Source organism: uncultured Pseudoalteromonas sp. (assembly GCF_963922945.1).
Taxonomy (GTDB): domain Bacteria; phylum Pseudomonadota; class Gammaproteobacteria; order Enterobacterales; family Alteromonadaceae; genus Pseudoalteromonas.
In genome coordinates this window covers 1-25,500 of sequence record NZ_CAWUKC010000014.1, presented here as the reverse complement: position 1 = coordinate 25,500, position 25,500 = coordinate 1, and the positions used below count along the sequence as shown (strand labels likewise).

Genomic DNA, 25,500 nt, shown 5'->3' with positions numbered 1-25,500 from the left:
CCCTTTATGCAGTTAATTTTAAGGCGTAAACAAAAGCTTAGCTCATTTATCGCACTTTGCGTTGTGGTAGCTGTGGTGCTGGTATGTGTACGTTTAGGGTATTGGCAATTAGCAAGGGCTGAGCAAAAGCAGCAACAGCTAACAACTATAGCTAACATGCAAACCCAAGGCGTAATGAGCTGGCAGCAATTACAAGCAATGCCTACAAAGTGGAATAAAACAGGTGTAGTGGTTGAGCTTGTCGGAAAAATAATAAGTCAGCAATACTGGCTTTTAGATAACCAAGTTTATCAAGGGCAAGTCGGTTACGATTTATTGGTTTTATTTAAGCCAAGCCAAGCAAGTAACGCTTTACTCGTTAATTTAGGATGGGTTAAAGCGCCTATTTCACGTAGCGAATTACCTAACATTCAACTTCCTAAAAAAAATATTACGTTTAAAGCACAGATAAAAGAGCAAAACTTAACGAGTTTTAACCTAGAAACCAATTCGACAGAGCAAGATCTTCAAAAACGAATTCAATCAATAGATTTAAAAAAGCTAAGCGAGCAGAGTAATCAATCGTTATTTAATTTTATGGCTTATCGTCAAGGTGCTGGAGATGCGCTAGCAATACCGCATTATAAAGCGGTGGTGATGAGTCCGCAAAAGCACCAAGCCTATGCAGTGCAATGGTTTTTAATCGCCTTAGCCTGTGTGGTGGTGGCCATTTTTGCCAGTAAAAAGAGGACTAATAATGAAAAATAATCCCTTAGTTTTGTTTGTTGTATGTTGCGCTGTACCGCTAGTACTCGCATACGGTGCGCTAAAACTAGACTGGTTGCCAAGCGCTATTACCAATAATGGCGAGTTTTTACAGCACGAAGTAAAACTTGAAAACTGGCAGCAACATAACCCTAAGCAATGGACAATTGCGCTTAATTATTCCAATAAATGTAATGCTTCGTGTAATGAGCAGCTCAATGCGCTTGATAACTTATATATCGCCCTAGGTAAAAACCAAGGTAAGGTTGATATGGCTGTAATGGGGGCGCCTAAAGTTAAAAACATTCCTTGGAAAACCTTTAACGCGCAACAAAATTTGCAGCCCGCGAGCTTATATTTAATCGATCATATGGGGTTAGTGGTACTTGAATATCCATTTAAAGAGCAGCCACAAGAAAACCGCTTAGTCCAAAAGGGTTTATTAAAAGATCTAAAAAAACTACTTAATTATTCTCGTTCAAGCTAATTAATAGCGCATTGATAATGGGAGATTGCTATGTATAAAAATTATAAAAACTGGGTACTTGCAACTGGGTTACTTGCGCTGTTAGTTGTTGGGCTAGGTGCTTATACACGCTTAAGTGACGCTGGCCTCGGTTGCCCTGATTGGCCCGGTTGCTATGGATTTTTAACAGTACCAAAGCATGAGGCCGATATTGCACTAGCTACACAAAGTTACCCCGATATGGTGTTTGAAACTGCCAAAGCATGGAAAGAGATGATCCATCGTTACTTTGCAGGCGCGTTGGGGATACTCATTTTAGTGCTGTTTTTATTGGCTTTTTTAAAGCGTCATTACTCAAATACGCCCGTTAAATTATCGTTAGCCCTATTATTGTTAGTTATATTTCAGGCTGCGCTAGGTATGTGGACTGTTACGATGAACTTACAACCACTCATTGTAATGGGGCATTTACTGGGTGGGTTTAGTATTTTGTCGCTCCTTACTCTTTTGTATTTACGATTAACAGCAAAACCCATACAAGGCGGAGATAGCAACGCTAAACGTTACTTCTCGTTGAGCTTAGTTGCATTGACTGTGTTGGTGATTCAAATTGCATTAGGTGGGTGGCTTGCAGCAAATTATGCAGCGCCGCACTGTAATGGCTTACCGCTGTGTAGCTATGCCCAGCCATTTTCACTCAGTAGTGTGTTTCAGCTGCCGCTTGAGCACAGTAATTATGAGTACGGTGTGTTATCACAACAGGCGCGCATGTCTATTCATTTACTGCACAGGATTTGGGCGCTTGTTACTTGTATTGTGTTGGCACTTACTATGTGGCGAATATACAGTCAGGCGCAATCTACGAAAATAAAACACGGTACTGTGAGTGTGCTCGTCGCGTTATTTTGCCAAATTAGCTTGGGGCTTGCGGTGGTGCATTGGCACTTTCCTCTTGGAGTAGCACTGGCCCATAATTTAATGGCAGCTATTTTGTTATTGACTATGGTTAGGTTGTGTTACTACCTAAAAGCACGCACATAAAGGGGAATACTTATGGCACTCACACTCGACAAAAAAGAACTACAAGTTATTAGCGCACACCCTTTTATTCTGCGTGTTTATAATTTGCTGCAAGATTACTTAGCTATTAGCAAATTTAAAGTTGTGGCTATGTTGGTACTGACTGCCTGGGTTGGTTTGGCGCTCGCTCCTGATGTTGGCCGTGGCATTTTGGCGCAATTTATTAGTTTATTAGGAATAGGGTTACTGTCGGCGGCGGCAGCGGTAATAAACCATGTTGTTGATAGCGAAATAGATACAAAAATGGCGCGCACACGCCACCGCCCAGTCGCAAAAGGCAGGTTAAGCAAAACTCATGCACTAAGCTTTGCAGGCGTGATAGGGGTTGGCGGTTTTATCATGCTAATGCTTTGGGCGAATATTCTCACGGCCGTACTAACGTTGTTTGCACTAGTGGGATATGCTTTTATTTATACCTCTTTTTTAAAGCGTGCCACACCGCAAAACATTGTAATTGGTGGCTTAGCTGGAGCTATGCCGCCATTATTAGGTTGGGTTTCTGAAACTAATCAAATGGCAGCTGCGCCTTGGTTACTTGTAATGATTATATTCACCTGGACCCCACCGCATTTTTGGGCGCTGGCAATAGCACGCAAAAGTGATTACGAACGCGCTAAAATTCCTATGCTTCCGGTTACACACGGTATCGACTTTTGTAAAACCTGTGTGGTGGCTTACACAATATTATTGGCTCTTGTATGCGTATTACCTTATTTAATTGGTATGTCGGGTGTTATTTACTTAATAGGTGCGTGTTTAATTAATGCAATATTTTTATATAAAGCGATTAAGCTCAAGCTAGATGCTAACAATAATAACGCCATGGACTTATTTCGCTTTTCAATTGTGCATTTAATGGTACTCTTCGTGATCTTATTTATAGATAAATGGCTCCCATTATGAAGCAGTTACGGATTAGCTTAGTTGTAATTTTTTCGTTATTAGTTGTTGCTTGCTCTGAGAAAAATAGCGCACCTGATGTGCAAGCTTTAGTGTATGAGCAAGCAAAACCCCTTTCGGATTTCACACTTAACGATCAAAATGGTGAGTTAGTTACTAAAGCACAATTTAAAGGGCAGTGGAACTTAGTCTTTTTAGGTTACACCAGCTGTCCAGATATTTGCCCATTAACACTTGCAAAACTAAACAGCGTGTATAAAAAGTTACATAATGACTACCCATTACAGATTTGGTTTATGTCGGTAGATCCTCAGCGTGATACAGCACCAAAACGTAAAGCGTACATAGATTATTTTAATCCTGACTTTTTAGCGGTATCGGGTGAGCATAAAAATTTATTTCCGGTAGTCAGGGAGCTGGGTTTGATCTACGCGATAAGCGATTCAACAGAGTCAGATTATGCGGTCGATCATAGTGCTTCGGTGGCTTTAGTTGATTCAAGTGGTGCAGTAAGAGCGGTATTTAAGCCAGAGTTTAAACAAGGAAATGTGCCCCTTATTAATACCACTCAACTGATAAACGAGTTTAAACAAATAGCGGATTACTATAAAAGCTAGTTATAAACTTTTTGCGTATTTTAAAAGGAGCTTATGGCTCCTTTTTTGCTTTTTGGTGACAAGTTTAAAAATTTTATTAATTTTTTTTAGCCTTTTATGGCAATTTTAATAACTAAGGCTAAGCTTTTGTTATGAATAGAATTGACAGGGAAGGTCCTGAAAAAATGCTAAAACTTCCAAGCGAACTTGCAATTATGCAAGTAGAGACACTTCACCAAGATTTATTACAAGAACTCAATAGTAACAACGATATTTGTTTAGATGTCAGTGAGGTTGTTTCAGCCGATACCGCGTCAATTCAACTTTTGTGTGCCTTACAAAAACACCTACTTACCATACAGCATAAAATTGTGTGGGTAGGTAGTAGTGATGCACTGCAAAACGCCATTAATCAACTTGGCTTGAGTCAATATTTAACACTTGAAAGTAAAGGTTAGAGGTTTATATGAAGAAAATTTTAGCGGTTGATGATTCTGCGTCAATGCGTCAAATGGTGAGTTTTACGCTTAAAACCGCGGGTTTTGATGTTACCGAAGCAAAAGATGGCAGTGAAGCGTTGGCAATTGCTAAGCAGCAAAGTTTTGATGCGGTCATTTCAGATGTGAATATGCCTATTATGGATGGCATCACCCTTATTAGGGAGCTAAGAAGTCTGCCTGACTATAAATTTACCCCGTTACTTATGCTTACCACCGAATCAGGGTTAGATAAAAAAGTAGAAGGTAAAGCAGCTGGCGCTACGGGCTGGATTGTAAAGCCTTTTAATCCAGATCAGTTATTAGCGGTACTTAAAAAAGTAATTCGTTAACTGAGGAGCGCGGCGTGAGTATAGACTTAAGTCAATTTTTTGAAGTGTTCTTCGAAGAAAGTTTTGAAGGCCTAGATACAATGGAAGCCGAGCTACTAAATTTAACGCCCGGCGAAGAAGACTTAGAAACAATAAATACTATTTTTAGAGCCGCACACTCAATTAAAGGAGGCAGTGGCACTTTTGGATTTAACTCAGTTGCTGAGTTTACCCATGTGCTAGAAACCTTACTTGATCAAATACGCCAAGGAGAGCGCGAACTATCTACCGAACACGTAAATTTACTATTAAAAGCGGTTGATTGTTTGCGCGGATTGCTCGGCGAGTTGCAAGCTGAGCAAGAGCCTGATTTATCACAAGCCACAACCTTAAAAAAGCAGTTTGAAATTGTACTAGGCGAAGAGCAAGTCGATTCAGTCCTAAATGAGCCAAGCAAAGTAACGGCCGAAGCTGAGGTAAATACTTTTCAAATTGACTTCAAGCCACATCACCACCTTTTTAAAACAGGCAATGAGCCCTTATTTATGATCAGCGAATTAGCTGAACTTGGTGAGCTTGAAACTCAGGCATTTTTAGACGATATCCCTGATATTAAAGATTTAAGTAGTGATGAATGCTACTTACACTGGCGCTTTTTTTTAAATACCAGTGAACAAGAAGCCGCCATTAAAGAGGTATTTGAATGGGTAGAAGATGACGCTGATATAAAAATAGAACTCTGTGGCGGGTTATTTGATGAAGATGCGGCTCACACTGCAGGCGCTAATGAAAAAAATAGCGATAGCACAGAGCAAACAGAGCTTGCCAGCGATGTTAAAAAAGTACCCGATAAACCTAAAAGCAAAGCCTCAGCAGATAAAAAAACAACATCAGCACCGGAGTCCACCTCTATCAGAGTGGGTATAGACAAAGTTGATTCATTAATCAACATGGTTGGCGAATTAGTGATAACACAAGCTATGTTAAACCAGTTGAGCGAGCAAGAAATTACTGAATCGACTATTACATCATTACAAGAGGGGCTGGCTCAGCTGGCGCACAACACTCGGGACTTACAAGAAAACGTAATGCGTATTCGCATGCTGCCTATTAATTTTGTATTTAGCCGGTTTCCACGTTTAGTGCGTGATATTGCACAAAAACTAAACAAGCAGGTGGAGCTAAAGCTATTAGGAGAGCAAACCGAGCTAGATAAGACGGTCATGGAAAAAATATCTGACCCCATGGTGCACCTTGTCAGAAACTCACTCGATCATGGTCTTGAAACAATTGAACAACGGGTTGCCGCAGGCAAAGATCCTGTGGGCACGGTGACTTTAAACGCTTTTCATCAGGGCGGTAATATCGTTATAGAAATCATGGATGATGGACAAGGCCTAAATACGCAAAAAATTAAAGAAAAAGCCATTGCTAACGAATTAATTGCTGCTGACTGTAACTTAACTGATGATGAAATTAACGAGCTTATTTTTATGCCCGGCTTTTCTACCGCCGATGCGGTGAGTGATTTATCTGGGCGCGGTGTAGGCATGGATGTTGTTAAGCGTAATATTCAATCTTTAAATGGCTCAGTAGAGGTTTCATCAGCGCCTGGCGTTGGCTCTACCTTTACAATTAGGCTGCCCCTTACGCTTGCGATACTAGATGGTCAATTAGTTAAAGTCGCCCAGCATACTTATATTATTCCGCTCATTTCAATTGTTGAATCACTGCAAATTGATATCACTAAAGTAAGCCGAGTGGGAAAAGACTTAGATGTACTAAGGTTGCGTGACGAATACATCCCAATTTTACGCTTATATCAAATTTTTAATCATCAAAACGCCATAGAGTCATTAGACAAAACTTTGCTGGTGGTTGTTGAAACCGATAACCAGAAAGTGGGTTTGCTGGTTGATGACTTACTTTCTCAACAGCAAGTAGTAATAAAAAGTTTAGAAGCCAACTATCAAAAGGTAGATGGGGTGTCTGGGGCAACAATTTTAGGTGATGGGCGCGTATCGTTGATTGTTGATATTAGTGGCTTAATCAAATTATCAGGGCTTAAAAAACCCGGTAGCCAAGAGCTAATCATAGAGTCTAAAGCTCCTATGGAGGCTTCATGATTAGTACGCAAACAGAGCTCAATAGCAAAATTGATTTAGAACAACAGCAAGGCATCAAACAATTTTTAACTTTCATTATGGCAGATGAAGAGTACGGCGTAGATATATTAACCGTGCAAGAAATTAGAAGCTGGGAAGAAATTACCGTGCTACCCAACGCGCCTGATTTTGTGAAAGGGGTCATTAATTTGCGCGGAACCATAGTGCCGATAATAGATTTACGCTTACGTTTTGGCTTACCAAGCACTGAGTATGGGCCATTAACGGTTGTTATTGTTGTAAAAGTTATTTTTGAAAATAATTCAAAAATAATGGGCATTGCAGTGGATGCAGTCTCAGATGTTTACAGCATTGCAGAGCAAGACGCCAAACCCGTACCTAACCTGTCTGATGCTAGTCACTGTGAGTACGTAGCAGGGTTGGTAAGCGTGGGCGAGAAAATGGTCTCGTTAATCGATTTACAAAGAACAATGGATATATAGCCACGGCGCTATGTAGCAACAAAAACAAACATAAAGGTGGTGATGGGCATGGGATGGTTTAGTAATCCGAAGCAATCAGAATCAAGTAATGACTTAATCGTTAAGGCATTAAATAAATCATTAGCGGTTATTGAGTTTGAACCTAGCGGTAGAATAATTACGGCCAATTCAAACTTTTTAAATGCCATGGGCTATCGTTTAGAGGAAGTGCAGGGGCAGCACCACTCTATGTTTGTTGCACCTGATGAAGCACAAAGCAGCGAGTACAAAAATTTTTGGCAGCGTTTGCGCGGTGGAGAGTTTATTTCTGATGAGTTTAAACGCTTTGCTAATGGGGGGCGTGATGTATGGATCCAAGCAACCTATAACCCCATTATTGATAGCCAAGGCCAAGTGTTAAAAGTAATTAAATTTGCCACCGATATTACTGAGCAAAAACAGCAATCTGCTGAAGCGCAAGGTCAACTTGAGGCAATTAGTAAATCTCAGGCGGTGATAGAGTTTAACCTTGATGGTACAATTATTACGGCTAATGATAATTTTTTGAATGGTCTAGGCTATCAACTTAGCGAAATAAAAGGCCAGCATCATAAATTATTTGTAGATCCTCAGTACGCTAAAACAAACGAATATAAACAGTTTTGGGACAAACTTGGACGAGGTGAGTACGACTCGGGCGAGTACATGCGAATAGGTAAACAAGGGCAAGAAATATGGATTCAAGCTTCTTATAACCCAATATTCGATTTAAACGGTAAGCCATATAAAGTTATTAAATATGCCAGTGATATCACCGCACAAAAACAGCTTGAGCGTGAGTCTAAAAAGGCAGCAGATCTAGCAAGTGCATTATCCGTATGCCAAGCCAATGTCATGATTGCAGATAAAGACCTCAACATAGTGTTTGCAAATGAACAAGTTAAGTTAATGCTCAAAGCACGCGAAGCGGCTTTGCAAAGCGATTTGCCTAACTTTTCGGTTGATAGTTTAATTGGCACTTGTGTTGATGATTTTCATAAACACCCTGCTCATCAACGTCAGTTATTAAAAGATCTAAAGCAACCTTATAAAACCGAATTGCGTTTAGCGGGGCTTATTTTTAGTTTAATTGCTACGCCATGGATAAACCATGAAGGTAAGCATTTGGGCACTATTGTTGAATGGGAAGATATTACCGATAGCGTCGCCAAAGCAGAGCAAGAGCGCGCCGAAGCACAAGAAAACTTACGTGTAAGGCAAGCGCTCGATACTGTAGCGACAAATACTATGATAGCCGACTCATCAAATGTAATTGTATATATGAACAATGCGGTTAAATCGATGATGAGTCTTGCTGAAGATGATTTGAAAAAGGAGCTACCAAACTTTGATAGCACCAACTTAATTCAGCAAAACATTGATATATTTCATAAAAACCCAGCTCATCAACAAAACTTATTAGCTAAGCTTACAACAACTTACCGAGCCGAAATAAAAGTAGGCGGGCGTACCTTTGGTTTAATCGCTAACCCTATTTTTACGTCTGAACAAGAGCGGATTGGCACAGTAGTCGAGTGGGAAGATAGAACCGCAGAGGTAGCAATAGAAAAAGAAATTGCTCAATTAGTGACTGATGCGGGCAATGGCGATCTAGAAACCCGAGTGGATGAAACTGGAAAAGAAGGGTTCTTCTTGCGCTTAGCACAAGGCTTAAATAGCCTTGTTAAAATTGTAGATGATGCGGTCAGTGATACTGCGCAAATGCTTGATGCAATGGCCAATGGTGATTTATCAAAACGCATAGAAAAAGAGTATCAAGGCTCGTTTGATAAGCTAAAACAAGATGCCAATACCACAGCAGATAAACTAACCGATGTTATAAATCGCATAAACTCATCAGCCACACTTGTAGCCAGTGGTGCCGAAGAAATATCGCAAGGCAATGCCGATTTAAGTCAGCGTACTGAGGAGCAAGCTTCATCACTTGAAGAAACGGCGTCAAGTATGGAAGAAATGACCAGTACCGTAAGACAAAATGCGGATAATGCAAAAGTTGCTAACGATTTAGCTGAAGAAACCTGCGACAAAGCCATTCAAGGTGGCGAAGTTGTAAATAGAGCCGTAGCGAGTATGTCGGTTATTAACGAGTCGAGTAAAAAAATTGCTGATATTATTGGCGTTATTGACGAGATAGCCTTTCAAACTAACTTACTGGCACTTAACGCCGCTGTTGAAGCTGCCAGAGCAGGTGAACAAGGCCGTGGTTTTGCTGTTGTAGCAGGCGAAGTTCGCAACTTAGCGCAGCGCTCAGCCGGTGCAGCTAAAGAAATTAAAGAACTCATTAGAGACAGTGTAGCAAAAGTGACCGATGGTACTGTGCTTGTAAATGAGTCGGGTGAAACGCTCAAAGAGATAGTAACGAGTGTACAGCGGGTTACTCAAATGATTGCCGATATAACCGAGGCCTCTGAGGAGCAAAGCGCAGGCATTGAGCAAGTTAATAAAGCGGTTGCTCAAATGGATGAAATGACTCAGCAAAATGCAGCGCTTGTAGAGGAAGCCTCTGCTGCAGGTGAATCAATGGCTGAGCAAGCAAACGAGATGCGCCAGTTACTGCACTTTTTCTCTCTTGAGCAGCAAGGTGCAAATGTAATGCAAAATACCCACTTTGAACGCGCAGCAGCCCCTACACGTCAACCTAGTGGCTATTTAAAACATACCCAACCTAAAGGTGAAAACTTTATAGACTCAGCAGATGAGTGGGAAGAGTTTTAGTCATCATTGGCTTGCTAGTTAATACTCTAGCAAGCTGGTCTTACAAGGGATGGTATAACAATGAAAGAATTTTTATGTACCGATAAAGATTTTAAAGACATTGCTGCTTTAGTTTATAACGCGTGCGGTATTGTGCTTGGCGATCACAAACGTGAAATGGTGTATTCCCGCTTAGCAAGAAGAGTAAGGGAGCATAAATTTAAAAACTTTTCACAATACTTAGAATACTTACATAATAATAAAGAAGCAGAGTTTGACGCATTTATTAATGCAATTACCACCAATTTAACGTCTTTTTTTAGAGAGCCCCACCACTTTGAATTTTTGAAAAGTACTATAGTGCCGCAGTTGCTTAGCAGTAATAAACTAGCTAAACGAGTTCGGGTATGGTCAGCGGGTTGTTCTACCGGAGAAGAGCCTTACAGTTTAGCGATTACGCTTGCTGATTTATTCCCAAGCTCGTGGGATGTAAAAATTTTAGCGACTGATTTAGATTCTAATGTATTGGCTAAAGCACAAGCGGGCATTTATACCGCAGCTAATGTTAATGGTTTAGAAAAAAACGTACTTAAAAAGTGGTTTTTAAAAAGCAAAGATGGGCAAACGTATAAAGTGAAACCACAGCTTAATAAACACATTTTTTTTAAGCGCCTTAATCTCTTACAAGAGTGGCCGATGAAAGGGCGGTTTGACTTAATTTTGTGCCGTAATGTGGTTATTTACTTTGATAAGGAAACCAAAGATAGCTTGTTTAAACGTTATGCAAACGTGCTTAATCATGATGGTTATTTGTTTTTAGGCCACTCAGAAAGTATGGGTAAAGAGCACGCTGAGTTTAAAAATTTAGGGAAAACCATGTATCAAAAGCAAAATAATGCACACCCAGTTTAGGTCTGTGCTGCCTGGGTTTGAACATATAAAACGTTACTGGGATGCAGGGCGCACAAGTGTAGTGGCAAAAATATTACCTGGTGAGTTTTATGTTTCAAAAAATGATGAGCTTATTTCTACTGTGCTCGGGTCGTGCATAGCTGCGTGCGTGTATGACGAAAAAGCCGGTATAGGCGGTGTAAATCACTTTATGTTGCCGGTAAAAAAAGGCCTTGAATTAAACAGTGCACACAGTTTTAGTTGTCGCTACGGAAATTGGGCAATGGAGTATTTAATTAACGAAGTTTTAAAAGGCGGGGCTACGCGAAAAAATTTAAAAGTAAAACTATTCGGTGGCGGCAAAATCATTAGCGCGATGACCGATATAGGAATAGGCAATATTAGCTTCGCGAATGCGTATATTCAGGAGGAGTCGCTTAATCTTGTTGCACAAGATATGGGGGGGCCATGGCCTCGAAAAATTTTTTTTCATCCGCATACGGGTAAAGTCCATGTAAAAAAACTGAAGAATTTGCACAATAACACCATTGAAAAACGTGAAGTACGTTATCTGCAAAATCTTAAACAACAAGATAAAGCCACCGAGACTAACATAGAGCTGTTTTAGGAGACGTCATGGTTAAAGTTCTAATAATTGATGATTCACCACTGATAAGACGTTTGCTAAGCGAGATTTTATCTCAGGCTAGCGATATAGAGGTTGTTGGCTGTGCTGAAGACCCTTATCAAGCACGGGAAATGATTAAATTGCTTAACCCCGATGTGCTTACCCTCGATGTAGAAATGCCGAAAATGGACGGCATTAGTTTTTTAAGAAACCTAATGCGCTTAAGGCCTATGCCTGTTGTGATGATTTCTACATTAACCCAGCAAGGCTCGCCTATTACATTAGAGGCGCTTGAATTGGGTGCGGTAGATTTTATTGCCAAGCCGACCGTAAATGTAAAGCAGCAAATGAGTCAATATGCGTATGTTGTGCAGCAAAAAGTGCGTGTTGCGGCAGGTGCGCGGGTAAGAAGCTTTAAAAAGGTAAGTACTGCGAGTGGGGCTTTACCTACCAATGCACAGTTTTTATTAAATAAAGTGATTGCTATTGGGGCCTCAACGGGAGGCACTGAAGCAATAAAGGAAGTGCTTATAAAAATGCCAGCCAATTGCCCGCCAATTGTGATTACTCAGCATATCCCTCCGGTATTTAGTACCTCTTTTGCTCAACGTATGGATCGCACTTGTACAATTAATGTGAAAGAGGCGCAGCACGGCGACAAGCTCGCCGCAGGGTGTGCTTATATTGCTCCAGGTGGTTTACATTTAAGCATAAAAAAAAGAGGGGCGAGTTTATATTGCGAGCTTGATGATTCTGAGCCAGTAAACCGCCATAAGCCTGCAGTAGATGTGCTATTTAATTCTTTACTGGAATGCGGTGCAAAAAACATTATTGCAGCCCTACTCACTGGTATGGGGAGTGATGGCGCCAAAGGGTTGCTTGGGATTAAACAAGCTGGGGGATTCACCATTGCGCAGGACGAGTTTTCTTCCGTGGTATGGGGAATGCCAAAAGCAGCGGTTGATTTAGGCGCCGCTAACGAAATTGTTGCACTTGATAAAGTAACGCATCGTTTATTACATCAAGCTATAAAAGTGTAATTACTTTTGGATAACCCACGGCTGCGAAAACCAATAGTAACTACCTGGGTGCTCAATTGAAGGGGCGGTACAATTAAAGCGAGAACGCCCTTTATTTAGCGCCTTTGGCGAGTTAATTTGTACCGTACTGTCGTTTATCCAGGTTAACTTAGCTTGGCCAACGCTTGATACATAACAGGCAAATTGACTTTTATGAAAATCCCCCATTTCAAGCTCAATGCTAAGCGTTGGTGGGTTTTGCGAGGTTACGCTGTCTTGGTAATTTAAACTTTTAATATTAAATGCGCGTGAGTTTAACTTGGTAATTAAGGTGTCCAATTTACTGTAAAAGCCAGAAGCTGGAAAACGAGGCAAACGTGTAAAATTAGAATTACTATTAACCGCGCCTGAATGTTGACCAATACCAACAAAACCAAGCTCTTTTACAAGTGTTTGTAGCTCGTTATTAAACTCACCATACGGGTACGCTAGGTATTTATAGTCGTGACCTATTTCTTCTTTAATGCGCTGCTGTGAATGCAGAATATCTTTCTTTATGCGTGCCTGCCACTGTGCATCGCTCTCACCTTTTAGCTTAATATGCAGGTAATCATGCTGGGCAGTATGATTGGCAATTAATGCGCCTTTATCTGCGAGCTCTTTTAATTTGTTCCACCCCATTACGTAGCCTTTGCCTTCATCAATCAGCCTAGGGTTTACAAAAATAGTATAAGGGTAGGCAAATTTTTCTAAAATAGGTGCTGCTTGCTCGTAGTTATTGTTGTAGCCATCGTCAAAGGTAATAGCGACGGTTTTCTCTGGCAAGGTTTTACCTTGTTGTAACGCGCTTATTAGCTCATTTAGTGCTATCACATTAAAGTTATGCTCTTTTAAGTAGCTCAAATGCTTGGTAAATGTATTTGCGCTTACACTGGTGACCGCAGGTAGGGTTTCGCTTACATGATGATACTGTAAAATAACAGCGGCATGAACGCGTACTGATAAACAAACGAGAGTAATTAAAACTAGATGAAACAATTTCTTAAACATAATAAGGCACACCATAAAAGCTTGCTGTTGCTAGCGGGTCCAATGATTTTATCAAACATTACTGTCCCACTGTTAGGAATTGTTGATACCGCCGTTATTGGCCATTTAGGTAGCGCGCATTACTTAGCGGGAATCGCGCTTGGCTCTGCTGTTATTTCTATTTTGTTTTGGCTCGCCGGCTTCTTACGAATGAGTACTACGGGTTTAGTGGCTCAGGCATATGGGCAAAATAACTTAACACAGTTGGCAGCGCTTTTAAAACGTAGCTTATTGCTTGCGGTGTGTGTAGCGTTAGCGCTTATTGCCTTATCGCCTTTAATAAAACAAGCCATTGCATTCTTATCAGATGCAAATAACGAGGTGCTTGCTCAAGCCTACCAGTATTTTAATATTCGTATATTTAGTGCCCCTGCCGCGCTTTGTAATTTAGTGCTGTTAGGTTGGATGCTTGGCGTACATTATGGGCGCGGGCCATTTTACTTGCTGCTAGTGACCAATATTACCAACATAGTGCTCGATATATATTTTGTGGTGTATTTAGACTGGGCCGTAGCGGGAGCTGCGTGGGCGTCATTAATTGCAGATTACAGCGCGTTGGCCTTTGCGTTGCTACTAGTGATTAAGCTTGCTAAGAAGCAAGGCGTGGAGCTAAGCGTGCCAAATTGGCTCAGTATCAGCAAAATGGCAGAGCTACTTAGTTTAAATAGAGATATATTTATTCGCTCATTAATTTTGCAATTGTGTTTTAGCTTTATGACTTTTTATGGTGCTCGTATAGGTGAAACAACGCTTGCAGCGAATGCTGTGTTACTTAACTTTTTAATGTTGGTTAGCTTTGCGCTTGATGGGATAGCGTATGCAAGCGAAGCCAAAGTAGGCCAAGCAAAGGGGCAGCAAAGCGTTGAAAAAATAAGACTTTGGGTAAAAATAAGCGTGTTTTGGGGAATGCTTTTTGGCGTACTATACAGTGTGGTTTTTGCTGTATTTGGCAGCGCCATTATTAAGCTTTTAACCAATGTACCTGAAGTGATAGAAGCGGCGACAAGTTACTTACCGTGGGTAATAGTATTGCCTATGTTAGCAATGAGCTGCTTTTTATTTGATGGCGTATTTGTAGGGCTTACACGTGCAAAAAACATGCGTAACAGTATGATACTTTCTGCAGCCATTGGCTTTTATGGGGTGTTTTGGGTGTTTATAGAGTGGCAAAATAACGCGCTGTGGTTGGCTATGAGCTGCTTTATGCTTATGCGCGGTGTTACGTTAATTATTAAGTATTTGCAGTTAAAGGCGAATAATCAGCTACTTGATTAATCAAACGTGTCACTTCCAGAGGTCGGGGTCATGATCTTTTGGCCCTATATCTTTTAAAACTTGTGAAAAGCGGTTAGCAAAAATGCCGCTGTAACCCCATGCAGCAAAAAACAAAGCCGGGATTAAAATAACCACACCTATAATTTGCAAACTAAAGTGAGTGTAGTAGCCAAGGGTAATAAATATCACGGCTAGCACAAACAGTGCTAGTCCGCGAAAAAAGCGCTTTAAGCTTAGCTTAGGGTTACTTCCTAAGCGGTAAATAAGCGGCTTTAACATTATTACTTAATAATAAGAGTGATCGCCCGCTTGGTGATCGGTAATGTCGGCAACGCCGGTGATCTCATCAAATTTTGCAATCATTTCTTTTTCGATGCCTTCTTTAAGCGTTACATCGATCATAGAACATCCATTACAGCCGCCACCGAATTGAAGTACTGCAGTGCCTTCAGCAGTTATTTCAACTAAGCTTACCTGACCACCGTGGTTAGCTAGCTGTGGGTTTACCTCAGTTTCTAGCATGTGTTGAACACGCTCGTTTAGTGTTGCGTTATCACTTAATTTACGCGCCTTTGCATTAGGCGCTTTTAAGGTTAACTGAGTGCCCATTTTGTCGGTAACAAAATCAATTTCAGCTTCTTCTAAAAAAGGAGCGCTTTCAGTATCTACTACGGCATCAAAACCATTAAAGTTAAGACGAATATCGCTGTCTTCTACGGCGTCTTCTGGACAATAAGAAACACCACATTCCGCTTGTGATGTACCAGGGTTTACAACAAACACACGAATGTTGGTTTGTTGTGCTTGATCTGCTAAAAGTTTAGCAAAATGCGCTTGTGCTGCTTCGGAAATAGAAATCATAAAACCGTCTATACTTGACTAAATTACTCGGATACTGCATATCATACTCCGCTCATCGTGTTGCGGCTAGTGTTGAGCGTAAAAAGTTGGCATCTAATTTAAGCAATGCTAGCGTGCAAATAACAAACATTTTTAGAGTGATTTATATGCGCTGGATAGTAACTATAATGGTGGCAATGCTTAGCTTTTCAAGTATGGCAAAACCACTTTCGTATTATTTTGAACAAGATGTAGAGTTTGATAAAACAATACCCACCCCACAAGATGTACTCGGGTACGAAGTAGGTGAGTGGCATGTAAGGCATGACCAACTGGTGCGTTACATGGAAATTCTAGCGCAAAAAAGTGATCGTATAAATTTTGAAGTAATAGGGCGCACCCACGAGCAACGCCCGCTGGTGATGCTAAGTATTAGCAGCGCTGAAAAGCTCGCTAATTTAGAGCAAATTCGCCAAGCTCACTTAGCGCGTTTAGTAAACAGCGAACAAGCTAAAAACACACAAAATGCACCGGCAGTTGTATGGATGGGATACAGCGTGCACGGCAATGAGTCATCAGGTAGTAATGCCGCTTTATTGGTTGCGTATTACCTTGCTGCAGCCCAAGGCCCAGAAATAGAAAAGTTATTAAATAATACCGTTATTTTGCTCGACCCTTCACTGAACCCCGATGGTTTAGCGCGTTTTGCTAACTGGGCAAATAGTAATCGCGGTATGAATTTATCGAGCGACCCTAAAACCCGTGAGCACGTAGAAAGCTGGCCAAGTAGCCGTACAAATCACTATTGGTTTGATTTAAACCGTGACTGGCTATTGTTACAACACCCTGAGTCACGCGCACGAATCGCTAAATTTCATCAATGGAAGCCAAATATTCTTACTGACTTTCACGAAATGGGGCCAAATAGTAGCTATTTTTTTCAACCCGGCATCCCTAGTCGCAAGCACCCAATTACACCTGATGAAAACGTAACGTTGACTAAAGCCATTGCCAATTACCATGCAAAAACGTTAGATAAAAATAATGCTCTTTACTTTACCGAAGAGAGCTTTGACGATTTTTATTACGGAAAAGGCTCAACTTATCCCGATGTAAATGGCGGTATAGGCATTTTATTTGAACAAGCAAGCTCACGTGGCCATGTACAAGAAACCATAAACGGTACACTTACGTTTCCTTTTACTATTAAAAATCAGTTACTAACTAGTTTATCGACCTTTAAAGCTGCGGTAGATAACCGCGAGGCGTTACTGACCTATCAGGCAAAATTTTATAGTCAAGCAAAAGATTTAGCACATGATGAAAATTTTGAAGGCTATGTGGTTGAGGGGGCTGAGGACAACACGCGGATTAAACTATTTTTAAACCTGTTAAAACAGCATCAAATCAACGCCTATCCACTTACAAAGGCGCTAAAAGCCAATGGCAAAAACTTTAGTACCCAGAGTTATTTTGTGCCGTTAGCTCAGCCACAGTTTCGTTTAGTAAAAGCTATTTTTAGCGAGCAAAAAACTTTCGCTGATAACACGTTTTACGATGTGTCGGGTTGGACCCTTGCCCATGCGTTTAATTTAGAGTTTGCACAAGTAAAAAGTAGTTGGGGTTTAGAGGTTGCAAGTACTGCGTGGCAAAAAGCCGTTAAACCATCATTTGCTGCGTTAAAGCAAAGCTATGCTTTTGGCTTTGCCTGGGATGATTACTTAGCACCTAAAATGTTAAATAGCTTGTTAAAGCAAGGCATTAAAGCGCGTGTGGCGTTAAGCGCATTAACAGCTAAAAGTAGCACCACCGAAATAGACTTTGCACCTGGCAGTATTATTGTTCCTGCTGGGCTGCAAACTACCCCTGATTGGGTGGCTATTTTAAACGATGCACAAACGCAATTTGGTATTGCAATAAAGCCTATTACTACTGGCCTTACAAGTGAGGGTGCCGATTTAGGGTCGCGCACCATGGCGGTATTAAACGAGCCAAAAGTACTGCTTGTTGGCGGTAAGGGCGTCAGCCAATACGAGGCAGGAGAAGTATGGTATTACCTCGATCGCTTTGTTGGTATTTCGCCTACCATAGTCGAAATGGAGCGTTTAGGTAGCCTAGATTTAAATAATTACAGCCACATTGTACTGGCTAACGGCAATTATTCAGGCTTACCAGAGCGTGATAAAGTTGCCATTAAAAGCTGGATAAGAAAAGGTGGTGTAATTTGGGGTCACAAAGGCGGTGCTAAATTTTTAGCTGATCAGCAATTACTCAAGGCAAATTATTTATCTCGGCAAGATGTAGCCAGCGCATTTAAAACAAAAGGTTTAAGCTATGCAGATAAAGACCACTTAGCAGGGCGGCAGCGTATAGCTGGCGCTATTTTTAATACTGATGTAGACACTACGCACCCTCTTACTTTCTCGCTTAATCGCGAAACATTACCGGTGTTTAAAAATAGCACGTGGTTATTAGAAAAATCAGATGCACCGTTTGTAAACATACTCACTTACCCACAAAAACCACTACTAGCAGGATTTACCGATGGCGTAAATGAGCAACAGATTGCCGGTGCAGCAGCTATGATTGCTCACTCGTACGGTCGTGGCAGTGTGATTGCGATGACAGATAACCCTGTTTTTAGAGGGTACTGGTACGGAACAAGTCGATTACTCAGTAATGCGTTATTTTTTGGCCACACCTTTAGAGTAAGTGGTGATTAACGACACCTTTAAAGTGGCGTTAAACAGGTAGCAAAAGCCCATACTTGTTTAGCGCCCGCTTGCTTTAAAACACGGGTAGCCGCGTTGAGCGTTGCACCTGTGGTCATTATATCATCAACAATAACCACTGTTTTTTCGCTCATATCTTGCGTGCATACAAAGGCGTTTTTTACATTTTTAATCCGCTTGGCTTTAGTAAGCTTTGACTGTGCTTGTGTGGCTTTATTTCGTATTAACGCATTACTTATACAAACATGTTTTGCCAAACATGATTGCCACACTTGGCTTACCTGATTAAACCCTCGTGTCAAAAAGCGCCCTCGGTGCAGAGGTAAAATAATCGCTATATCGGGTTGGCTTGTTAAACTTTTAAAAAACACATCTAGTTGCAGGTTAATTACTTGCTGCAGCGCTTTTTTATAATGAATTTGATTATTAAACTTAAGCCGTTTAAGCCAATGCTCAAAAGGGGGTTGATAAAAAGCGCAGGCAAAAAGTCTATCAAACTCGCAGTCTGGAAACATGTCTGCAATATCAGGACGGTGCAATAAATTGCTGTGTTTATTTAAATCAAACACGCTCAAATCTGCTAAGCAATATTCGCACAACCCCTCTTTAGCACTAACTATTCCTTGGCATTGCACGCAATAAGAGGGAAATAACCAATTAAAAAATGTATGTTGCATTGGTAACCCCTTGCGTTGCTTTCGTCTATGTAAGCGCTATGATGTGGCTAAGTTTGGTTAAGGTTAGACAAATATGCAAAGCGAGTTAGTGTTATTACATGGTTGGGGAATGAATCAGGGCGTATGGCAGCTAGTGCAGCCAGAGTTAGCGTTTTTACACAGTGGGCCTGTGCGCAGTATAGACCTGCCTGGTTTTGGTAATAGCAGTCGCTGCCCACGTCCTTATAATTTACACGATGCAGCTGAAATCGTAAGCGAGCAACTTAGCCCTGGCTCTATTGTTATGGGCTGGTCGCTAGGGGGCTTATTTGCATTGTATATTGCAAAGCATTGGCCTGAAAAAGTTTCAAAAGTTATTTTAGTAGCCTCAACCCCTTTTTTTGCTGAACAGCATGATTGGCCTGGAATAAAAGCCAATGTGCTTGAGCAATTTAAAGAGCAGTTAGTTAATCATCGAGAAAAAACCATCGAGCGGTTTTTAGCTATTCAGGCTATGGGTAGCGAGTCGGCACGCGATGATATAAAGCAGCTAAAGCAATTGCTAAATCAGTATAACGCGCCTAAAAGTGAGGCACTAAGTGCAGGCTTGGATATTTTGCAAAATGATGATTTACGAGATGGGTTTGCTCACTGTCCAGTGCCTATAAAAGCAATATTTGGTCGTTTAGATGCATTGGTGCCTTATAAAGCAATAGCTAAAATGACAGCACTAAATACTGAGTTTGAATACGAAGTATTAGACAAAGCCTCGCATGCACCGTTCATCTCTCATAAAAAAGAGTTTTTATCTGCCGTTAAATCAATGCTTTAAAATGGACTAAAGAAAGCTACAGTTTAAAGCTTTATTTTGCCCATAAAGTGAGCGATAATTAAGCAGTATTTATTTTTTTGGAGGTGCAGCATGGCTATTGGTTCTATATTTAATAGTGGTGTAGAAGGGTTTAATCGCGCAAGCCAAGGCATAGAGCAAGCGAGCGCAGAGATAAACCGTGCCACCATTGAACAGCAAGATGATTCACAACTAGCCCAGCAGCGCCAGTTAACAGCAGCGCGGCCTGAAGAGGCTGTAACAGCGCCTGTTGCACAGCCGGCTCGGGTTGACGAAGCACTTGTTAATTTAAAAGTCGAAGAGTTTAATGCCAAGGCAAACACGCAATCTATTCAAACTGCTGATGAAGTGCTTGGTACGCTAATCGATATTAAAGTTTAAATGATATGAATATTGTCACGCCATTTCCGTCTATTAACATAAACACCGCCAATGTTTATACGGAAACCGCTCGGCGTGACAACCAACTTCGCGAAGTTATTCCTGCCCCCGCCCCCAATAGCGCCAGTAATACTGAAACCAAAGCCCAAAGCGATGCCGATAAAGCAAAACTTCCAAGCAGTGCAGAGGCCGCCACCTATGATGCAACCGGTAAGCTTAGTGATGAGCAAACTGTTGAGCAGCGTCAGCAAGGCAGTGAAGAGTCAAATAGCGAACAGCAACAAAGCCAGCAAGCGAGCGAAGAATCCTCCGAAGAAGAGCAAGAACAACAACAGCTAGAATTAGAACAGCAGCAAATTAAAGAGCTAAAAGCCCGCGATACAGAAGTACGTGTGCACGAACAGGCTCATGCATCGGTGGGTGGGCAGTATGCAGGCTCACCAAGTTATGAGTATCAACGTGGGCCAGATGGTAATAATTACGCTGTGGGTGGCGAGGTACAGATTGATGTGTCTGAAATACCGGGCGACCCGCAAGCCACCATAGATAAAATGCAAACGGTACGTGCAGCCGCACTAGCCCCAGCAGAACCTTCGAGTGCCGATAGAGCTATTGCCGCTGATGCAACCCAAAAAATGGCCGCTGCCCAAGCAGAGCTAGCAGCCCCTGCTGACGATGAAGCGCAAGGACAAGAAGAGTCTCAAAACGCGTTATCAATAAACGAAACCAGCACCGCTGAGTCGCAAAAAAATACAGATACAGAGCAGTCACGCGACCCAGAAGTAGACGCACGAGCTGGGCGCATTGCTAATTTTTATCAAATGGCTAGCTCACCCCAAAACGACAGTGGTTTTTCTGCCTTTGGTTAAAACTAGTTAAGCTAAATTAAAACGCCGCTCAATGAGCGGCGTTTTTACTGGGTGTTTATTTTTTTATCTTTGCATTAGCAAATGCATCGGCAAAGGCATTGCCCATCATAGCATTACCGTTATCGCGTTTTGGTTTTGCCGCACGCGGTTGCTGGTTCTGATTACTGCGTTGTTTTTGCGGCGCGGCAGCGGGTTTATTGCTTGTGTCTATTTCATCATCTAAGCGCATGGTAAAGCTAATGCGTTTACGCGGCGCATCTACCTCAACCACTTTTACTTTTACAATGTCACCGGCTTTTACTACTTCGCGCGGATCAGAGATAAACTTATTAGTAATTGCCGAAATATGCACTAGGCCGTCTTGGTGTACACCTACATCAACAAACGCACCAAAGTTAGCTACATTAGAAACCACACCTTCTAAAATCATTCCAGGTTTTAAGTCTGTGATTTTTTCTACGCCGGCTTTAAATTCAGCGGTTTTAAACTCAGGGCGAGGATCGCGCCCAGGCTTATCAAGCTCTTTAATGATATCGGTAACCGTAGGTAAACCAAACTTCTCGTCGGTGTAGTCATTAGCAACTAGTTTATTTAAAAACTCGCTATTACCTATTAAGTTATTAACATCAAGGTTATTACGCTCACAAATAAGTTTAACAACAGGATAAGCTTCAGGGTGAACGGATGAGTTATCAAGTGGGTCTTTACCGTTATTAATTCGCAAAAAGCCTGCGGCTTGTTCAAACGCTTTTGGTCCTAATCGCTCAACTTTTTTAAGCTCGCTACGCTTAGTAAACGTGCCGTTAGTGTCGCGGTAATTTACTATATTTTGCGCTAAGGTTTTATTTAACCCCGATACGCGAGTAAGCAGTGGCACTGAGGCCATATTTAAATCAACACCCACTGAGTTTACACAGTCCTCGACCACCGCGGTCAGTGTCTGGCCTAGTTGGCTTTGCGATACATCGTGCTGGTACTGGCCTACACCAATTGATTTTGGCTCAATTTTAACAAGCTCGGCAAGCGGGTCCTGCAAGCGACGCGCAATAGATACTGCGCCACGTAAAGACACATCTAAATTAGGAAATTCATTTGCTGCAAACTCAGATGCTGAGTAAACAGATGCACCGGCTTCGCTGACCATAATTTTATTTAATTTAAGCTCAGCATTGGCCTTAATAAGTTCGCCGACTAGCTTGTCAGACTCGCGTGATGCAGTGCCGTTACCAATCGCAATAAGCTCTACTTTATGCTGGCGACATAGCTGCTCTAAAGTGCGTAATGACTTTTCCCAGTGGTTTTGTGGCGCGTGGGGGAAAATAGTTTGCGTTGTAAGCAATTTACCTGTGCCATCAACGACGGCTACTTTACAGCCAGTACGTAACCCAGGATCAAGGCCAAGCGTTGTTCGTGGCCCAGCAGGCGCGGCCATCAGTAAATCTTTTAAGTTTTTAGCAAATACATCTATAGCGCCGGTTTCGGCTTTTTCTCGCATGGCTGCTAAAAATTCATTTTCTAGGTGCAGGCCAAGCTTTATTTTCCAAGCCCATTGCACAACTCCTAATAACCAGGCACTTGCAGCTTTGTTTTTAACATCTAAGCGGTAGTGATCAGCAATCATTTGTGCACATAGCTGAGCTGCATTTTCGCTACTTGGCTCTGGGTTTATGCCTAGCTGTAAAATACCTTCATTTCGCGCACGCAGCATAGCAAGGGCGCGATGCGAAGGGACTTTTTTTAACGGTTCTTGATGATCAAAATAGTCGCGGTATTTGCTACCAGCTTGTTCTTGGCCGTCAATAAGTGTGCTGTGTATAGCACCGTGTTGGCTAATGTGGCTTCTAAATTTTGCTAATAACTTAGCATCTTCGGCAAAGCGCTCCATTAAAATAAATTTAGCACCATCAAGGGCGGCTTTGGTATCGCTAATTGCCTTATCGGCATTAATAAACTGCTGCGCGTGTAGCTCAGGATCTAAATTTGCGTCATTAAAAAGTGCATCGGCAAGTGGCTCTAGGCCTGCTTCAATAGCAATTTGGCCTTTGGTACGGCGCTTCGCTTTATAAGGAAGGTATAAATCTTCAAGCTCAGTTTTACTTTGCGCGTTGGCAATATCGGCACTAAGTTCTGACGTTAATTTATTTTGCGATTCGATGGTTGATAAAATAAAGCTACGACGCTCTTCAAGCTCGCGTAAATACGACAAGCGTTGCTCTAAAAGGCGTAATTGCGTGTCGTCTAATCCACCGGTAATTTCTTTACGGTAACGCGCAATAAATGGAACCGTTGCGCCTTCATCAAGTAATTTTGTAGCAGCAACAACTTGCTGCTGTTGTGCATTTAGCTCAGTGGCTAAACGTGCAGAGATATCGCTCATGCATAAACCTTTTAATACAAAAAATAAAACCAGAAAATCCCTCTGGTACTGTTATACCCAGCTTATTAAAGTTGCTATTTAATGAGTTTGGTAGGTATTTATTAGTTGAATAATATCACAGCAGGTTGTAATAAAAAGCTCTTAAAGCAAGCAATTTTGCTTGCTTTAAGATGGTTGGTTTGGCTGGGTTGGTTAAATACAAAAATGCCCTTTAGTGAGGGTGCTCTACGCTTTCTAATACATCACTAAACGTGTGAGCGATGGGTGTAATATGTAATGGAATGTGCAGCGTTTTGGCTATTTGACGCGCCGAAATTAACCCGCATATTTCGTTGTTAGTGGTTGTTGCTAATAAAAACATACTGCCTTGATGCTCCATTGTTTGGAGGGCATCGCCAATACTGGCATAGCTTAGGCTTTGCATGCTAACGCCACTAAGTTGGCTAATTGGAGTCATTATGTAGCGTAAGCTCACCTCATTGCGAGTGGTATTTAAACGCTGTGCAATGGCTGTGATTTTAGCGCTTTGTAAGTCGGCACTTGAAACAATACCAATTAGTTTTTGTGCCTCATCAGTTACCAATACATAGTCAGAATGCTCTGCTAACACCTGTTTAAGCGCATCGCTAATTGTTGTGTCGTATTGAGCGCGAATAGGCGTTTTTTGGGTAAAGTTATTGATTACGGTTAATGCAGGAGACGTTAAATTAATAGCGCTTTGTTGCTCTTCAAACGTGCTTGCAATAACAGCATTAGAAATATTTTGGGTACGTAATTCTTTAAAGCTAGACATAGTAGTCACCTTATTCGTTATAAAATTTAATCAAAAAAGTAAAATTGTGAATTAAATTAAATAGCTAGGTGGGCCACGTTGATACGCCGTACTAAAAGGGCGGCTTAGGTTTGTGCTTTGGTATAAAGATGAAACAGCATTAGGCAGCGGTTGAAACAACCTAATAGCAAACGCATTAACATGAGAGTCTAAGTCAATGTCGGGGGTTGCTTGGTCAGGAAATTCACAAGCGATAAAATGATTAGATACACTGGCGTTATCTATGCTTACTTCGTTGGTATTGGCGTGCAGCGTCAAACTCACACTCATTAAAAGTGCAAACAATACGGCATTACTACATATGCGCTGTACTAAGTTTGACATAACCACTACCTTGAAAACCAGGTTAAAAATAAACCTGCGAACATAATATATATCCTAGTGAGATACATTACACAATAAAAAATTTACCTGATCTGAATCAATGCCATTCTCTATTAATAATGTTATGGGGGATTATTTTTGATATTCAATACTATTTACATACCATTCTTTTTTTCCTTGTGGTGTAGGTACCTCAAAATCATCATCTACTTGCTTTTTTATTAGGGCACGCGCCATAGGTGAGTCAATCGATATGTAATCTTTGCGGTCGTATATTTCGTCGGGGCCTACAATTCTAAATTTTTTTATCTCGCCTTGCTCGTTTTCTATTTCTACCCACGCGCCAAAAAATACTTTACCGTCTTGCTGCGGTGAGTAATCAATAATTTTTAAATCGGGTAGGCGTTTGCGCAAATACCTAACGCGGCGATCAATTTGGCGCAGTAAGCGCTTATTGTATTGATAATCTGCGTTTTCTGAGCGATCGCCAAGGCTTGCCGCCCAACTTACTATTTTAGTAACTTCAGGGCGTTTAACATTCCATAAATGGTCGTGCTCTTGCTGTAATTGTATGTAACCTTCGCGGGTTATTAAATTTGTTTTCATCGGCTTTTATTTATTTACTGTAATGCTTTGCACGTTAATAAACTTGCCAAAATTTGTCGAGCGTAAATTTAGGGCGTGTTGTTCCTTGGTGGTCGAATTTGCAGCAGCATATTTGGTTTTTAGGCAAGGTAGAGCCTATGAGGTGTGGTTATTCCCCATAAATAGGCGATAACGCAGCATAAATGCCAAACAGGCG

Annotated in this window: 26 protein-coding genes; 18 read left to right on the top strand and 8 right to left on the bottom strand. The window is 41.4% G+C overall.

Translation table 11 applies throughout. The features are described from left to right. The first annotated feature begins 6 nt into the window (after nt 1-6). From AABI99_RS05080 to AABI99_RS05020, 13 genes are all read left to right on the top strand, one after another. Nucleotides 7-747, top strand: a complete 741-nt coding sequence (locus AABI99_RS05080; protein WP_338364055.1) for an SURF1 family protein — start codon at nt 7-9, stop codon at nt 745-747. Beyond that, nucleotides 737-1,231, top strand: coding sequence for a hypothetical protein (locus AABI99_RS05075; protein WP_004588220.1), 495 nt, complete (start codon nt 737-739; stop codon nt 1,229-1,231). Before AABI99_RS05080 ends, AABI99_RS05075 begins: the two co-directional genes overlap by 11 nt. Before the next feature lie 30 nt (nt 1,232-1,261). Continuing rightward, entirely contained in the window at nt 1,262-2,251 is a 990-nt protein-coding gene (locus tag AABI99_RS05070) for a COX15/CtaA family protein (protein ID WP_338364050.1), read from the top strand. Nucleotides 2,252-2,263: 12 nt separating this feature from the next. Continuing rightward, on the top strand, nt 2,264-3,193 hold the full coding sequence (cyoE, locus tag AABI99_RS05065) for a heme o synthase (RefSeq protein ID WP_338364047.1): 930 nt from the start codon (nt 2,264-2,266) through the stop codon (nt 3,191-3,193). Continuing rightward, entirely contained in the window at nt 3,190-3,807 is a 618-nt protein-coding gene (locus AABI99_RS05060; protein WP_338364045.1) for an SCO family protein, read from the top strand. The genes cyoE and AABI99_RS05060 overlap by 4 nt, the downstream gene beginning before the upstream one ends. A 164-nt stretch (nt 3,808-3,971) precedes the next feature. Continuing rightward, entirely contained in the window at nt 3,972-4,244 is a 273-nt protein-coding gene (locus tag AABI99_RS05055) for an STAS domain-containing protein (RefSeq protein ID WP_338364118.1), read from the top strand. A gap of 8 nt (nt 4,245-4,252) precedes the next feature. Then, nucleotides 4,253-4,615, top strand: a complete 363-nt coding sequence (locus tag AABI99_RS05050; protein WP_338364042.1) for a response regulator — start codon at nt 4,253-4,255, stop codon at nt 4,613-4,615. 14 nt (nt 4,616-4,629) lie between these two features. Further along, nucleotides 4,630-6,720 carry a chemotaxis protein CheA gene (locus tag AABI99_RS05045; protein WP_338364040.1) on the top strand — a complete coding sequence of 697 codons (2,091 nt, stop codon included), beginning with the start codon at nt 4,630-4,632 and terminating at the stop codon, nt 6,718-6,720. After that, nucleotides 6,717-7,202: a chemotaxis protein CheW gene (locus AABI99_RS05040; RefSeq protein WP_338364038.1), complete on the top strand. Its 486-nt coding sequence runs from the start codon at nt 6,717-6,719 to the stop codon at nt 7,200-7,202. The genes AABI99_RS05045 and AABI99_RS05040 overlap by 4 nt, the downstream gene beginning before the upstream one ends. Before the next feature lie 48 nt (nt 7,203-7,250). After that, nucleotides 7,251-9,956: a methyl-accepting chemotaxis protein gene (locus AABI99_RS05035; protein ID WP_338364036.1), complete on the top strand. Its 2,706-nt coding sequence runs from the start codon at nt 7,251-7,253 to the stop codon at nt 9,954-9,956. 60 nt (nt 9,957-10,016) lie between these two features. Then, nucleotides 10,017-10,847: a protein-glutamate O-methyltransferase CheR gene (locus tag AABI99_RS05030; RefSeq protein WP_338364034.1), complete on the top strand. Its 831-nt coding sequence runs from the start codon at nt 10,017-10,019 to the stop codon at nt 10,845-10,847. Further along, a complete protein-coding gene (cheD, locus tag AABI99_RS05025; protein WP_338364032.1) occupies nt 10,831-11,454 on the top strand; it encodes a chemoreceptor glutamine deamidase CheD in 624 nt (207 codons plus the stop codon). The genes AABI99_RS05030 and cheD overlap by 17 nt, the downstream gene beginning before the upstream one ends. Nucleotides 11,455-11,462: 8 nt before the next feature. Continuing rightward, nucleotides 11,463-12,494, top strand: coding sequence for a chemotaxis response regulator protein-glutamate methylesterase (locus AABI99_RS05020; protein WP_338364030.1), 1,032 nt, complete (start codon nt 11,463-11,465; stop codon nt 12,492-12,494). On the opposite strand, the gene AABI99_RS05015 is transcribed toward AABI99_RS05020, so the two are convergent. Then, the gene (locus AABI99_RS05015) at nt 12,495-13,523 is read right to left on the bottom strand and encodes a polysaccharide deacetylase family protein (RefSeq protein ID WP_338364028.1); all 1,029 of its coding nucleotides are present in this window, start codon (nt 13,521-13,523) and stop codon (nt 12,495-12,497) included. Here AABI99_RS05015 and dinF point away from each other — a divergent pair. After that, entirely contained in the window at nt 13,503-14,837 is a 1,335-nt protein-coding gene (gene dinF, locus AABI99_RS05010; protein ID WP_338364026.1) for an MATE family efflux transporter DinF, read from the top strand. The genes AABI99_RS05015 and dinF overlap by 21 nt on opposite strands. A gap of 9 nt (nt 14,838-14,846) precedes the next feature. Here dinF and AABI99_RS05005 read toward each other — a convergent pair whose 3' ends face one another. Further along, on the bottom strand, nt 14,847-15,116 hold the full coding sequence (locus AABI99_RS05005) for a hypothetical protein (RefSeq protein WP_338364023.1): 270 nt from the start codon (nt 15,114-15,116) through the stop codon (nt 14,847-14,849). Nucleotides 15,117-15,122: 6 nt separating this feature from the next. After that, on the bottom strand, nt 15,123-15,698 hold the full coding sequence (gene nfuA / locus AABI99_RS05000; RefSeq protein WP_338364021.1) for a Fe-S biogenesis protein NfuA: 576 nt from the start codon (nt 15,696-15,698) through the stop codon (nt 15,123-15,125). A gap of 146 nt (nt 15,699-15,844) precedes the next feature. Between nfuA and AABI99_RS04995 the strand changes: the two genes are divergently transcribed. Beyond that, on the top strand, nt 15,845-18,400 hold the full coding sequence (locus AABI99_RS04995; protein ID WP_338364019.1) for a M14 metallopeptidase family protein: 2,556 nt from the start codon (nt 15,845-15,847) through the stop codon (nt 18,398-18,400). A gap of 8 nt (nt 18,401-18,408) precedes the next feature. On the opposite strand, the gene AABI99_RS04990 is transcribed toward AABI99_RS04995, so the two are convergent. Then, entirely contained in the window at nt 18,409-19,086 is a 678-nt protein-coding gene (locus AABI99_RS04990) for a ComF family protein (RefSeq protein WP_338364017.1), read from the bottom strand. A 73-nt stretch (nt 19,087-19,159) separates the two neighbouring features. On the opposite strand from AABI99_RS04990, the gene bioH reads away from it, so the two are divergent. From bioH to AABI99_RS04975, 3 genes are all read left to right on the top strand, one after another. Next, a complete protein-coding gene (gene bioH, locus AABI99_RS04985; protein WP_338364016.1) occupies nt 19,160-19,897 on the top strand; it encodes a pimeloyl-ACP methyl ester esterase BioH in 738 nt (245 codons plus the stop codon). 90 nt (nt 19,898-19,987) lie between these two features. After that, nucleotides 19,988-20,296, top strand: a complete 309-nt coding sequence (locus AABI99_RS04980; RefSeq protein WP_338364014.1) for a hypothetical protein — start codon at nt 19,988-19,990, stop codon at nt 20,294-20,296. A gap of 5 nt (nt 20,297-20,301) precedes the next feature. After that, the gene (locus AABI99_RS04975; protein WP_338364012.1) at nt 20,302-21,165 is read left to right on the top strand and encodes a putative metalloprotease CJM1_0395 family protein; all 864 of its coding nucleotides are present in this window, start codon (nt 20,302-20,304) and stop codon (nt 21,163-21,165) included. Between the two features lie 55 nt (nt 21,166-21,220). On the opposite strand, the gene AABI99_RS04970 is transcribed toward AABI99_RS04975, so the two are convergent. The 4 genes from AABI99_RS04970 to greB form a co-directional block, all read right to left on the bottom strand. Continuing rightward, nucleotides 21,221-23,542 carry a Tex family protein gene (locus AABI99_RS04970; protein WP_338364010.1) on the bottom strand — a complete coding sequence of 774 codons (2,322 nt, stop codon included), beginning with the start codon at nt 23,540-23,542 and terminating at the stop codon, nt 21,221-21,223. A gap of 211 nt (nt 23,543-23,753) precedes the next feature. Then, on the bottom strand, nt 23,754-24,335 hold the full coding sequence (locus AABI99_RS04965) for a CBS domain-containing protein (protein ID WP_338364008.1): 582 nt from the start codon (nt 24,333-24,335) through the stop codon (nt 23,754-23,756). Nucleotides 24,336-24,386: 51 nt separating this feature from the next. Then, nucleotides 24,387-24,698, bottom strand: a complete 312-nt coding sequence (locus tag AABI99_RS04960; protein WP_338364006.1) for a hypothetical protein — start codon at nt 24,696-24,698, stop codon at nt 24,387-24,389. 132 nt (nt 24,699-24,830) lie between these two features. Further along, nucleotides 24,831-25,304, bottom strand: coding sequence for a transcription elongation factor GreB (greB, locus tag AABI99_RS04955; protein ID WP_055015444.1), 474 nt, complete (start codon nt 25,302-25,304; stop codon nt 24,831-24,833). Between the last annotated feature and the right edge of the window lie 196 nt (nt 25,305-25,500).